This window comes from Gammaproteobacteria bacterium (assembly GCA_041395445.1).
Lineage (GTDB): Bacteria > Pseudomonadota > Gammaproteobacteria > Xanthomonadales > Marinicellaceae > NORP309.
In genome coordinates this window covers 120,812-134,738 of sequence record JAWLAO010000002.1, presented here as the reverse complement: position 1 = coordinate 134,738, position 13,927 = coordinate 120,812, and the positions used below count along the sequence as shown (strand labels likewise).

13 protein-coding genes are annotated in these 13,927 nt (G+C 37.4%); 6 read left to right on the top strand and 7 right to left on the bottom strand.

Going from position 1 to position 13,927, the window contains the following annotated elements:
* Window positions 1-12 precede the first annotated feature (12 nt).
* Window positions 13-582 (bottom strand): elongation factor P, encoded by a 570-nt coding sequence (gene efp / locus R3F25_03955; protein MEZ5495971.1) that lies wholly within the window; start codon window positions 580-582, stop codon window positions 13-15.
* A gap of 121 nt (window positions 583-703) precedes the next feature.
* Here efp and epmB point away from each other — a divergent pair, with 121 nt between their 5' ends.
* The 5 genes from epmB to R3F25_03930 are packed head-to-tail and all read left to right on the top strand — an operon-like array spanning window position 704 to window position 7,198.
* Entirely contained in the window at window positions 704-1,663 is a 960-nt protein-coding gene (gene epmB, locus R3F25_03950; GenBank protein MEZ5495970.1) for an EF-P beta-lysylation protein EpmB, read from the top strand.
* Between the two features lie 58 nt (window positions 1,664-1,721).
* Window positions 1,722-3,779 (top strand): EAL domain-containing protein, encoded by a 2,058-nt coding sequence (locus R3F25_03945; protein ID MEZ5495969.1) that lies wholly within the window; start codon window positions 1,722-1,724, stop codon window positions 3,777-3,779.
* Between the two features lie 7 nt (window positions 3,780-3,786).
* A complete protein-coding gene (gluQRS, locus tag R3F25_03940; GenBank protein MEZ5495968.1) occupies window positions 3,787-4,680 on the top strand; it encodes a tRNA glutamyl-Q(34) synthetase GluQRS in 894 nt (297 codons plus the stop codon).
* Window positions 4,681-4,707: 27 nt separating this feature from the next.
* Window positions 4,708-6,075 carry an adenylosuccinate lyase gene (gene purB, locus R3F25_03935; GenBank protein ID MEZ5495967.1) on the top strand — a complete coding sequence of 456 codons (1,368 nt, stop codon included), beginning with the start codon at window positions 4,708-4,710 and terminating at the stop codon, window positions 6,073-6,075.
* Complete coding sequence (locus tag R3F25_03930) at window positions 6,053-7,198, top strand: cupin domain-containing protein (GenBank protein MEZ5495966.1); 1,146 nt, start codon at window positions 6,053-6,055, stop codon at window positions 7,196-7,198. Before purB ends, R3F25_03930 begins: the two co-directional genes overlap by 23 nt.
* 31 nt (window positions 7,199-7,229) lie before the next feature.
* On the opposite strand, the gene R3F25_03925 is transcribed toward R3F25_03930, so the two are convergent.
* Both R3F25_03925 and R3F25_03920 read right to left on the bottom strand, forming a co-directional pair.
* The gene (locus R3F25_03925) at window positions 7,230-7,535 is read right to left on the bottom strand and encodes an RnfH family protein (GenBank protein ID MEZ5495965.1); all 306 of its coding nucleotides are present in this window, start codon (window positions 7,533-7,535) and stop codon (window positions 7,230-7,232) included.
* Entirely contained in the window at window positions 7,532-7,972 is a 441-nt protein-coding gene (locus R3F25_03920) for an SRPBCC family protein (GenBank protein MEZ5495964.1), read from the bottom strand. Before R3F25_03920 ends, R3F25_03925 begins: the two co-directional genes overlap by 4 nt.
* An 84-nt stretch (window positions 7,973-8,056) precedes the next feature.
* On the opposite strand from R3F25_03920, the gene smpB reads away from it, so the two are divergent.
* Complete coding sequence (smpB, locus tag R3F25_03915) at window positions 8,057-8,536, top strand: SsrA-binding protein SmpB (protein ID MEZ5495963.1); 480 nt, start codon at window positions 8,057-8,059, stop codon at window positions 8,534-8,536.
* Between the two features lie 87 nt (window positions 8,537-8,623).
* Here the strand turns inward: smpB and R3F25_03910 are convergent, their stop codons facing one another.
* From R3F25_03910 to R3F25_03895, 4 genes are all read right to left on the bottom strand, one after another.
* Entirely contained in the window at window positions 8,624-9,052 is a 429-nt protein-coding gene (locus R3F25_03910) for a type IV pilin protein (GenBank protein ID MEZ5495962.1), read from the bottom strand.
* Between the two features lie 13 nt (window positions 9,053-9,065).
* Window positions 9,066-9,557 (bottom strand): hypothetical protein, encoded by a 492-nt coding sequence (locus R3F25_03905; GenBank protein MEZ5495961.1) that lies wholly within the window; start codon window positions 9,555-9,557, stop codon window positions 9,066-9,068.
* A 12-nt stretch (window positions 9,558-9,569) separates the two neighbouring features.
* Window positions 9,570-13,031 carry a PilC/PilY family type IV pilus protein gene (locus R3F25_03900; protein ID MEZ5495960.1) on the bottom strand — a complete coding sequence of 1,154 codons (3,462 nt, stop codon included), beginning with the start codon at window positions 13,029-13,031 and terminating at the stop codon, window positions 9,570-9,572.
* A 266-nt stretch (window positions 13,032-13,297) separates the two neighbouring features.
* Window positions 13,298-13,903 carry a PilX N-terminal domain-containing pilus assembly protein gene (locus R3F25_03895; GenBank protein ID MEZ5495959.1) on the bottom strand — a complete coding sequence of 202 codons (606 nt, stop codon included), beginning with the start codon at window positions 13,901-13,903 and terminating at the stop codon, window positions 13,298-13,300.
* Between the last annotated feature and the right edge of the window lie 24 nt (window positions 13,904-13,927).

Below are 13,927 nucleotides of genomic sequence, written 5' to 3'. Positions count from 1 at the left end.
AAGTGATAGTGATTATTCTTTAACACGAGAAACGTATTCGCCACTACGAGTATCAACTTTAATGATTTCGCCTTCCTGAACAAACAAAGGAATATTGACTACTGCACCGTATTCCAGTTTTGCAGGTTTTCCACCACCGCCGGAAGTATCACCACGCAAACCGGGATCGGTTTCAACAATTTTCATCTCAACAAAATTTGGCGGAACGACAACATAAGGAGAGTTATTCCAAAGTGTGATTGTGCAAAGTGACTCTTCAACTAACCATTTATCGTTATCGCCAACGGCATTTTTATCCGCTTCAATTTGCTCAAAAGTTTCAGGGTGCATGAAATAAAAATACTCGCCGTCTGTGTACAAATACTGATAATCAGTTTCCATAACTTCGGCTGATTCCACTTTATCTGTTGACTTAATGGTTTTCTCAACGACTCTTCCCGTACGCAGGTGTTTAGCTTTAATACGAGTGAATGCTTGTCCTTTACCGGGCTTCACCATATCAACTTCAGTGATGTTCCAGGGCTCATCATTGATAAGAATTTTTAACCCTGTTTTGAAATCATTAATACCTAAAACTGCCATATTTGCTCCGAATATAAAATTTGCGGCGAATAATACCATACAGACGACCTTGAGATAAAGATTATCAATGCAGTTATGACCCTAAATCCTGTATACTAGCACTTTTTTGATTCTTTCGTGAATGAACAATAGCAATTGGCGCCATCAATGCAGAAATCAACTTGATAGTAACGAACTATTTAAGTTGGAAAACTATGCCGAGGAGAGTGAGAAATTGTTTAGTTTGCAAGTTCCCCATAGTTATTTACAAAGTATTAACTTTGCCGATAAAAATGATCCTTTGCTCTTACAAATCTTACCGCATAAACTGGAGTCACAAAAGGATGAAAACTACAAAAGTGACCCTGTCGGAGACTTAAAATCACGCAAAACTAAAGGAGTGATTCATAAATATCACGGACGTGTTTTGTTGATTGCAACCGGTGCTTGTGCGATTAATTGCCGCTATTGTTTTAGAAGAAATTTTCCTTACACTGAAAATAATGCCAGCGCAAAAAACTGGAAGCACGCTATCGAATACATTTCTGCTGAAACCAGTCTCCATGAGGTGATTCTCAGTGGTGGCGATCCGTTGATGCTTTCTACATCCGTATTGCAGAAATTCACCGAACAATTAGTCAATCTTAAACACATTAAAACCTTACGAATTCATACTCGCATGCCGGTAGTTTCACCGGAAAGAATCACAACCAACTTTCTCAATTGGTTGAATGAAATTGAATTAAATAAAGTGATTGTTATTCATTCAAACCACCCCAACGAACTGACTGAAAGCCACAGAGAAGTTTTCTCAAGAATTAAAAACACAAATACTCACCTACTCAATCAAAGTGTTCTACTCAAAAAAATCAATGACAATGCCGAAACACTTTGCGAACTTTCGCATAAATTGTTTGATTTAGGCGTTCTACCGTATTATTTGCATCAACTGGACAAGGTCTCCGGTGCAAGCCATTTTCAAGTATCAGATAATCACGCTAAATTGATTTATAAAGAAATGATGAGTCAATTACCCGGCTATTTAGTCCCCAAATTAGTTCAGGAAATCGCCGGCAAATCGAATAAAACTCCAATAATTTAATGCACATAACCTCAAAATTCTGATAAAATTCCTACTTTAAATATTTCTGAGATAACAGTTGGCACAAGATAAAACCATTCGATTATTGATTGTCCATAAATTGGAAGAAGAAGCCGAACGAATTTTATCTATTCTCAGAAACGCCCAAATTCCGGTTCGCCCTAGCCGTTGCATTGATGAAGACTCGTTACTTGAGTTGCTTTCCACCAAAAAAATCGACATTATCCTAATTCAGTCCATGCAAACCGAACTGCCAATGGATACCGTTCATGCTTGTGTCAAAAAAGTCGGAAAGGATATCCCTTTAATCGCTTTATTGGATAATCTCAACAACGATACAATTTCCGAAGCCTATGAAGCCGGAATGAAATATTTCTGCACTGACAGTATTCCTGAGCAACTCTGTAAAGAAGTGACTAATGTATTTAACAGCCTGAATAAAAGACGGCAACTGAGACGAGTTGAGGCCGAGCTGAATGATGCAGAGAGACGTTGCGCATCGCTTTTAGACAGTTCAAAAGATGCAATCGCTTATATTCATGATGGAATGCATGTTTATGCCAATAATGCTTATCTGGAATTTTTCAAATACGAAGATGCAGAGGAACTCGAAGTCACACCATTTTTAAATTTGGTTGGCAAAGACGAAGTTGCCAATGCTAAGAAACTATTAAAAGATATTGCTGCGGATAAAATTCCTGACGGCGATATCAATATGGTTTTAAAAACCGAAAAAGGCGATGAACTAAAAGCAGTCGTCAGTCTCAACAAGGCAACAGTTGATGGTGAACCTTGTGTACAGTTTCTAGTGAGACCTCCAAAAGTTAATAAGGAAGCTGAACTTGAACTTCAAAATATCAAAAATAAAGATTTACTCACTGGTTTCTTCAATCGAAACTACTTCACCAAAGACATTGTTGCCAAAATAAATAGTGTTCGCTCCGGAAAGTCCAAAGGCTACTCAGTATTGTTTATTCAAATTGATGATGATAAGAATCTGGAAAAAGAACTTGGCAAAGGTAATTTGGATTTATTGATGTCAGATATGGCGCCGTTTATTAAAGAAGTCGTTGGAGAAAAATTCAGCTATTATCGTTATGACGATTCGGTCTTCATAGTAGTTATGGATCGACAAATCGAGGAAGCGGAGCAAATATCCAAGCATCTGGTTTCAAAAATAAATGATCATTTGTTCAGTGCCGGTGAAAGAACACTGGCTTGTACAATTAGTATCGGTGTGACACAGATCATCGAAAAGACAGAATCCGGTTCTGAGATTATGAAAGTTCTGCATCAGGAAATTGATGTTGCTAGAGAAAATGGTGGGGCTCAGGTTGCAATATTCGATCCGGCTGAAGAAGAGAAAAAAGCTCGCACAGCTAACCAAAAGTGGATTGATTTAATCACTGACGGTGTTCATGGAGACAAATTCGTATTGCATTACCAACCCGTGATTAGCCTTCAAGGCGAAGAAACAGAGCACTATGAAGCTTTGGTTCGATTAAAAGACGATGATAAAATCATTATGCCCGCTGACTTCATTCCTGTCGCCAAAAAATACGGACTCATACTAGATATCGACCGAAAAGTGATTCGCAATGCCATTAAGTCTATCAAAGAATCCAGTAAAAAAGTGGCGTTATTCGTTAAAATGTCCACTGATACATTATCGAATTCTTCTTTCCCTAAATGGTTAGCTCAAGAATTAAAACTTGCTGGAATTCCGGGAAGCCGTATTATTTTTGAAACACCTGAAAGTGAGTTGATTACTCACTCTAAAACTGTGAAACCGGTGATTCAAGCCATTCGTGCTCTTAACTGCAAATTTGCCATTGAGAAATTCGGTTCCGGATTAAATTCATTCACTTTACTCAAGCACTATCCAACGGACTACATCAAGATTGATTCAGCATTTATGAGCGAATTTGCATCCAATGATGAAAATCAGAAGAAAGTCAAAGAAATCATTGATTTAGCTCACGCACAAAGCAAGTTGGTTATTTGCGAATTTGTACAAGATGCAGCAACAATGAGTATTTTGTGGAAATATTCTACTAACTTTGTTCAAGGTAATTTCATCGCTCCGGCTTCCGAAGTGATGACTCAAGAATCTTAAACAATTAATGATTCCTCGTTCCGACAAATCATCGGAATATATCGGACGATTTGCTCCTTCACCAACCGGTCCATTACATTTAGGTTCAATTATGGCGGCTTATGCGAGCTATTGTGACGCCATGCATAACAACGGACAATGGTTAGTCAGAATTGAAGATTTAGACCCGCCTCGCGAACAACCCGGTGCCAGTTTATCAATTATAAAAACTTTAAAGAAGTATGGTTTTCAATTTGACGAAAACATCATTTTCCAGAGCCAAAATGATAGACAGAGTGCTTATCAAGAAGCACTCGAAATCCTCGAAAAAAAATTTGCTGTGTACAATTGTTCCTGTTCCAGAACCGAACTTAAAGGAGTTGAAATATTAGAACATCCCTGCCGGTTTCAATCCAAACAACCTGAAATTGAATTTAGTGTCAAGCTAAAGGCAACTGATGAAATCATTTGTTTTGAAGATATGATTCAGGGACAAATTTGCAAACATTTACTCAATGATTGTGGTGATGTTGTGCTAAAACGCAAAGAAGGATTCTATTCTTATCAACTCGCCGTGGTGGTTGATGATTTTTATCAAGGTGTCACACATGTTGTTCGTGGAATTGATTTACTCGACTCAACACCGTGGCAAATTTATTTGAATGAATTATTAGGATTTCCTCAACTTCAATACTCTCACATCCCTGTTTTTGTAAATAACCAAGGACAAAAACTCAGCAAACAAACATTTGCTCAAACCATTGAAAATGAAAACCCTATTGAAACATTGTTGTTTGTCCATAATCACTTAAAGCAGCAACCTTTTATCGAAAAACCAAAGACGCTGGAACAATTCTGGAACCATGCGATTCAACACTGGAGTTTGAATAATGTTCCAAAAATCAGCGCAATTAAAGTATAATTGCGACTTCTGAAAAAAAATAAAATCATGGCTAAATCAACAATCACCGCAGTGACGCCGGTTGACGGTCGCTATCAGAGCAAAACTGAAAATCTTCAGGAAATTTTCAGCGAATACGGACTCATAAAAAACAGACTTTTCGTTGAATTAAGATGGTTAATCAAACTATCGCATGAAGAAAATATCACCGAATTAAAAGAATTTTCAAACGATGATATTGACTGGCTATTGAGCATTCACGATCACTTCGATGAAACTCAGGCGGAAAGAGTCAAAGCCATTGAAAGCATTACCAACCACGATGTCAAAGCGGTTGAATACTACATCAAGGAAGAATTAGCTAAAAACAGTCAATTGGCAGAATCGTCAGAATTCACGCATTTTGCCTGCACATCCGAGGATATTAATAATTTATCATACGCTTTGATGCTATCTCAAGGTCGTGACATGTTGATATTACCAACGCTTTATCAAGTGACTGATGATTTATCAACAATGTCCCAGCAATATGCGCAACAGCCAATGATGTCACGAACTCATGGACAACCGGCAACTCCAACCACTATGGGTAAAGAGTTGGCGAATGTTGTTTATCGTTTGCAAAGACAATTGTTGCAATTGGAAAACATTGATATTTTTGGAAAAATCAATGGTGCCGTTGGCAATTATAATGCTCATCGTGTAGCCTATCCTGATGTGGATTGGATGAAGTTGGCTCAGGAGTTTGTGGAAGAGTTACATCTGAGCTTCAACCCGTACACCACACAAATTGAACCACATGATTATATAGCTGAATATTTTCACGCACTGATTCGTATCAATGTGATATTGATTGATTTATGCAGAGATATTTGGGGATATATTTCAATCAATTATTTCAAACAAAAAGTCATCAAAGGCGAAGTTGGTTCATCAACCATGCCGCATAAAGTAAATCCGATTGATTTTGAAAATGCGGAAGGCAACCTCGGATTGGCAAATGCTTTGATGCAACATTTGGCTGAAAAATTACCGATTTCGCGCTTTCAACGTGACTTAACAGACTCAACTGTTCTTCGTTCCATCGGAACAGCCATTGGACATTGCATGATTGCATGGTCTTCGCTCAGCAAAGGTCTGAGTAAACTGGAACTCAATCCAGATGCCATGTTAGCTGATTTAGATAACAATTGGGAACTTTTGGCAGAACCAATTCAAACAGTGATGCGTCGCTATGGAGTTGAAAATGCTTATGAAAAACTCAAAGAGTTGACTCGTGGAACAAAGGTCAATCAACAAAGCATTCACGCATTTATTACCGGATTGACACTTCCCGATGAAGCCAAAGACGAATTGTTAAAACTCACTCCTGCAACATATTTGGGTTACGCCATTGAACAAACTGAACTTATTTAGAGATTGCTCAGTCAGCAAGGAAGAATTCCTACGCGATTATTGGCATCAAAAGCCCTTATTGATTAAAAATGCAGTTGATATTGGTGATTTTGTTTCCTGCTTTCCTGACAAACAACAACTGATTAAACTGAGTTGTGATGATGATATTCAATCGAGAATTGTATTCAAAAACTCAGAAACAAATTATGATGTTGAATATGGTCCTTTCTCGCATGAAGACTTTAATGAACTTGAGGATGAAACCTGGAATCTTTTAGTTTCCGACATCGACAAATGGCATCCACTGAGCCGGAAAATTCTGCAACATTTTGATTTTATCCGCAACTGGATATTCGATGACATTATGCTGAGTTGTGGTTCTGTTGGCGGAACTGTCGGACCACATACCGATCATTATGATGTGTTTTTGTTACAGGTTGAAGGACAAAGACTTTGGAAGTTTTCAAACAGCAAAATTCTAAATCCGGATTTACTTCCTGACCAAGCACTGAAACTTATGTCCGACTTTCAATACGACACCGAATACAATCTCAACCCGGGAGATATTTTGTATTTACCACCGGAATACGCTCATTATGGAATCATCAGCTCAGATGATTGTGTAACCTGTTCCATCGGCATGAGAACTCCATCAGCATCTGAACTAAGTGTTTCCTTTGTTGATAGTTTGGCTCAAACTTTGTCAGATAATAATCGTTTTGTTGAGCCTCAATTTCAGTCTCAACCTTTAAAAGGGGAAATAACTCAAGACGATTTATCAGCTGTGAAAAATATCCTATTGGACAATTTATCTTTTGAAAACATGAATTTAATCTCTTGGTTTGGAAAATACCTTACCGAATACAGAAGTCTTTTTTATGAATTCAATGAATACAAAGAACAGGAAGAGTTCAACCAACGATTGGATTTAAAAACATCACCATTCAGCAAAACTTGCTATTTCGCTCAAGGTGATAATGCAATATTATTCGTTAATGGAATAGAATTTGATTGCAGTTTAAATTTTGCTAAACTGATTTGTAATGAACAAACTATTTCTTCTGAAATGGTATCCAAACTGAATAAAATAGACCTTGAAGTTGTTGAAAAACTCTTTTGTGAAGGTGCTCTAATAGAATTCTAACCTAATGCTGAATTAATTTCAGCATCTTAAGTTACTTTACAATTCCTTGTTCTCTTTGTTGTTCGGCTCGTTTTTTTCTGACTTCTTTCGGATCTGCGATTAAAGGACGATAAATTTCAATACGATCTCCGTCATTAACGATTTGATCCAGCGATTTAATTTGACTGAAAATTCCAACCTTATTTGTAGAATCTTCAGAGAACAAGTCAATATCAGAATACACCTCAAGCAACCCTGATTGCTTAATCGCTTGTTCGATTGTTGTTTTCTTGTTTACTTGCAGTTTAACAATTTCCTGTTTCTCTGGAAGTGCATAAGCAACCTCAACATTGATCATAGATACACCTTATTTGCCTGATTTACGAAGTCTGAAACGAGTTGTTGTGCAATTTTACCAAAGGCTCGTTTAAAAGCCGAATTTAAAAACCCGGATTTGAAATGAAAGTCCATGTGCAGTTCAATTTTGCTGGCTTCATCATTCAAATGGGTAAAAAACCAATAGCCCGAAAGTTTATCAAACGGACCTTTATACAAACTCAAATCAATCCTCAAATTGTCACCATCACGAGAAAAAATATTCTGTGTGGTGAAGTTTTGTTTAATCCCTGCAAGACTCACCGTCATACCGGCAAGCATATGATTTTCTGAATGCTCCAACAAGTGCGAGTCATGGCACCACTTGAGAAATTGCGGATAGGACATTATATCATTGACCAGATGAAACATTTTTTCAGCATTGTGTCGAACGATTGCTTGTCGGTTTACTGTGTGCATTTTGCAGGATAACTGCTTGATGAAAGTGTTTTATTCTACACAATAGATGTGCAATTTATTAGTTATTTTTGTAGAATTCTCCTCATGGGAAAGAAAAAAAAACAAACACCGTCCAATGTCATCGCCGTCAATAAAAAAGCCGGTTTTGAATATACTTTTCTGGAAGATTTAGAAGCCGGAATTTCACTTCAAGGCTGGGAAGTCAAAAGTTTGCGTCAGGGAAAGGTTCAATTTAATGAGTCTTATGTCTTTATCCGCAATCATGAAGCACAATTGGTTGGAACTCTAATCACTCCTTTATCCAGCACTTCAACCCATATTGTTGCAGAACCCATGCGTGCCAGAAAACTTTTATTGCACAAAAAGGAAATTGCTCGTTTGATTGGAGCGGTTGAACAAAAAGGATTGACGATTGTTCCTCGCAAACTTTACTGGAAATCAGGAAAGATTAAAGTGCAGATTTCATTAGCTAAAGGTAAAAATGTTCACGACAAACGCATGACTGAAAAAGACCGTGACTGGGGACGAGATAAGCAAAGGTTGCTTAAAAACTCAGGTCGATAACTAAGAAAAAAAGAGTGCAGAATCAAAAAATTAAAACCACACTCTTAGAGCGAGGAGATAAAAATTTTCAGTTTATAATGTCCAGCTTTATTGCCAGCAGTCTAATGGTAATTTTTGTCCTAGTGCATTGAGTTGCAATGTTGTACAGTTCACACCAAAATTATCATTGACCTGAGTACTACCGGCTCTAGCCACTCCACTAATGGTATATCCGACAGCGGCATCCACAGCAACACTGAATGTATAATTAGTGGAGGTCATAAACTGCGCCCCTCCCAGCCCCAAGCTATTACAATCATTTCCTGAGCCGGCAATTGTCGTCGTATATACATTGCATACACCATTATGTTTTTCTTCGGCAGCAGCGATCTGCATAATGGCATTCTGTGCTTCTGTACGTTTCGAGACAATAACCTGTCTTTGATATGATGGTATAGCATAAGCCATAATTAAACCTATGATAACAACGACAATCATTAACTCAATCAAAGTAAAACCTTTATTATGCTTTTTCATATTTTGCACTATCTTAATATTGAGGTTGGATAGAGGAATCACCTACATATTTAATTACTCCATGGTATGCCATGCCTCGTTTTGAACGGTATTCCGTAGTAAATCTTTGTGAATTATTCTCTTTACAAATTCTATTATACTCTTCCTCAGGGTTTCCATTAAAATCGTTACCCTCTTCGATATCAATTTTTAATGCAAACACTACGTTTGAGTATATACTCCTGTTTAAGAAATCAATATCTTTAACTTTGGCATCCTTATCGTAAAAGGAATCATCATGTCCTAATAATTCATATTTGAAAATCATCCTATTATCCTTCATACAAATCGGGCTAAAAAAACGAGGTTCCAAGTCATCTACAGATACAAGCTCAAGGTACTGTTCCTTTTTATTTGCTTTTACCACTTTCCATGCGGTGAAATTATCAGTTCTATAAAAACCATCAGTTTGTGCCATTGAGACCGAACAAACTAACAGCAATAGTATTGCTTCTTTAATAAACATTTCTTTACCTCTCTAGTAAAAATTAATTCTATGCCAGCTTCTTCTACGCCATTTCTCACCGGAGTTCAAAACAATAGGTGGAATTGCATTATCATCATCTATACCGTCAATTATTAAGAATGACTGATTTCCACCGGGTGTAGTCAGAACTTCAGGATTTCCAACTACTATGTCAGCTATCAGTATTCCATCGCTATTACCATTATTAAGTAAACGCCCTGATACCGGAGTTGACCCTGTTCTAGCATCCAAAATCATAATCCAACTTTTTCCTCCAGGTAAACATGGATTATCTCCATTCGGAATAATAGATGCTGCAATTAAAATTTTAGACTGATTATTCCTTCCAAAACTATTCACAATTCTCTCACCATCTTCTGGCAGTTTTATTTTCCAGCTATTTGCAACGCCAACATTGTTGTCTGAAACTTCCCGATAACCAGCGCTCTCACTAATAGTTTGCTCTACTATTCTTGAGTCGTTAATCGTATAAGGGGTTGTAATTGGTAATTTAGAATCTTTTAATCCAAACATATATTGTTTGGGAAGGCCTGCAACACCTCTGTCTGGCAATTCGAGATATTTACCTGTACCAAATGTAACAATCACATTTTCACTACCATCACTCGGTGTAAAAATCCTCGGAGCAGACGTTATTGGTCGGTCAGGAGAGCCGTTATATAAAATCTCCATTGTATTACTACCGGTAAATATATCTTTCACATTAAACTTATAAACATTTCCGTGCAGATCTCCTGCATACACAAAGTCAATACCTTGATCTGACCCATAGAATGTATTGGTTGTATCTGTTTCGTCATAAACAACATAATCCGCCGCAACAGGAGAACTCATACCATTTGGGTTATTAATGTCGCCAAGCCCAGTTTCCCATTTGTGCAAAACATACCCTGTTTCTAAGTCAACTACAAACATTGCAGACTCATGACTATTACTGTTATACCCATTTGGTAAAAATGCGACCCATTTGCTTTCAACAGTGGTACTACTACTAGGGTAAGCAATACGTCCCACTATGCCACCTGAATAAGTAAACCCTAAATCATTATCATCCTGATCTGTAAACTCCCATAACACAGTTGGTTCATCCTCAGGGTTTTCACCTAAATCTAGTGCATAAAACAGTTTACCACCGTGTCTCATTCCTCCTAGGGCTACTGTTTTCCATTGTCCATTGATAAAGACATCTTTTACAAACGGAGCTGCATCGACGTAAGATGTATGTTTATAGTTTGGATTTGCATATTCTGATATGCCATCAAGTGATTCAGAAGGTATATAAGCCCAAAGTTCATCGCCTCCATTATTTGAATTAATCCCTGCATCAAATGCGTGAAGCATACCATCATTAGCTCCAACTAATATAACGTTATTTCTACTTTGATTATCTGCTTTAAATTTAACATAACCATTTCCCGCATCTGCAGCATTTCTCTCAGGAGTCCCTGCAGACCAAAACTGATCATTATATGGTTCAGCAGGTCCACGGATAATTTTCGCTGAAGAGTTAATAACATCTCCTAATAAATTACGTCTGTTTCTATATTCACCACCATTTTGTTGCTCATACAACCGATCTCCTCTGACATAGTGAATAATACCGTCCGCTGCAGCTTCCTTATCTGTAACAGGAGGTTCTTGTGCTCTCATAAAATCAGAATCTAAAATAGCATCTATTTCATTAGTTGACATATTCACCGTATGAAAAGGATGTGTAGTCTTTGATTCCCTATCATAAGTAAAAATTTTTCTTGATGCATGATCCCTTGTCTGAGTTACAGTTGGGTTTCCCGGAATAGAAGGACATTCTCCCCCGGTCAACTTGCAAGCAGCATCCCACTTAACATCTCCTAATGTTCCATCTTCATTAATTTCGTTAGCGATGACAAAACCAGTCCAATCAGATGTATCATAGCCGGTCTTATAAGCTAAAGACTCATTTGATATAATGTTTGAAGATACACTACCGGCACTCGCTCGTCCCTTTCTCTTAATAATGTTTGCTACAACCTTGTAAAGTGCCTCAGATAATTCTTGAGGGTTTCTTGCACTAAAATAATCTCCCCTACTATTAAGAGATGCGTGCCATACATCATCAACACGGGCTTGAGATTCATTTACCCTTCTGACGATTCGATCTTCACAGTTAAAAGGGGTATTATAGTTTGTGTTAACACATAGCTGAATATCTCCCACAGGAAATTCTTCACCTGCACAATCAACAATATCTGCAGTACTTGTATCTAACCCATCATAACAAACATGATTAGCACAACTTGTAAATACCTCATTCCCAGCCAAATCTCTCTTAAAACATGTATCATTATAGGTTTTAGGCCAATTTAAAGCTCCCGATTTTATACCTAATAAGTCAGTATCTCTATTAAAGCTACCCTCAATTCCCAAACCAATATTAAAGTTTACCATATGTTGCCAATTTGCCGGATCATTTTGAGGATTCCAAAACAGCTCCTCCTCTTCCCACCAGTTGTCTCCGGTAGAAACTATAACGTTATTTCCATACTTATCAGTATAATCATCAATAAATCTAGGGACATGATTTTCCAGCCCAGGTTTTAAATCTTTAATCCAGTAATAGAATGCTGTATCAGCCAAGGTGCTTGAATTATTGTCTTTGTATAAGTAATTATTAGCAATAGTCGTAGTGTAAGGTACTCCTATTTCTTCGGCTGGAACCTGAATCGAACCATCATCATAATTCCCAGATACCCCTTCATAAGAATTCCATGAGCCATCAGAAATTGCTATATGGAAGTTTTGTTGACATGTTAATTCTCCACCATAGTTGGCATCATAATAAACACTCTGACCACCATAACTATCACTAAACAATTCTCCGGCATACTTTGTCGCTCGCCTCAATGGAGTATTTCCAGAACCAGGAACATGAAACAGCCAGTCATAAAAATCCACTCTGTGATTACCATCAAATGTTTTCATGCGAGGCGTACTACTGTTAAACTTATTGTTATTCAACTGTTGCCAATCAATTTTAAAATCTGGACCAAAGTTAACAAACGCGAAACTAACAGCTGCCTTAGCTAATTTAGATCGAGTATTATAATAAGAGTACCAGTTTGCGAAATTTTGCTCTTCAGCAGTACCGTTTATTTCAACCAACTGATAGTTTGAGTCCTCATTTCTCATATCAGTAAGACTGGCATCTGATGGACCAACCCATTTATAATAATAAGCTCTATTATAAGTACTGGATCGACCAGCTGATGAATAGCTTATTGAATAATTATTGCTGGCATAATAAGGATAGTAGTTATAAAATGGTCTATAAGAATTTCTCAAGTCTACTTTCGAAATCATCCCATTGGGTGCATAACCATCACGCATAGCATTATTAAAAACAGAGTTAGGCATAGATGTTCCATCCGCTTTGACAGGTGGCCTGTATCTAATATTTGGATTATAATAAATCATATTATAATCAGGAGAAGCATAACTATGCTTACTTTTGAAAAACTTCTAGAGTCAGGCATATATGACCATGACATACTACCGGAATCATCAAAAGTAACAGCCAGTGCCGGTGGCACTTTTTGATTCAAAAATAAAGGCTCATGTGTCAATTCCAACGGTGCCGAATGAGCCGGCAAAGTTAATAATACTAAAGTTATTACTAACAAGCAGATTTTTATATTTGATTTCGTGATTTTCATCTTAATCTCCTTACCTTGTTTTAACCGTCATAACAGATTCAAAAGCTGAAAAATATGACCGGTTGTATCGGTAGCCTTACTAATAATTCTATATGTTAAAAGTTTTGATTCTTGACCGGAACCTCCACCTGATGCATCACCAGCCGCATTTCCATCAGCCTCTCCTTCAGTTGTACCGTAAGGAGTTGTACCGGTAGCCTCATTCGCAACATCATCAATCGCTTCAATAATAAATTGTGGTTCTTCAGCTAAAATATTTCCAAATTTGTCGTTTATACTTTCGCCATTAATACCACTAAATCCAACTATACTCGCAGTTGGATCCAAATTTCGTGTTGTTCTAAATTGTTCAGAAAATTCAGTTCTAGGAGCAACCATATACAGACTCCCTGCACCGATATCAACTGCATTTGAAGTTTGATATAACGTGTATATATACTTTTCAGCCTCAACCAACTGACTCAATGCCGCAGCATCAGCCAACTCTCTATTCTTCAAGCCTGCTGCCATCTTTTCCTGCAACAAAGCTGACTTCATCGAAGTAATTCCAATAATTGCAATAATGAGTAGAAGTATCATTCCTACAACTAAGGCAACACCACTTTGTCTTGTTTTTAAGTTTATATTTTTCATAATAATCTAATAATTCTTAAGCGT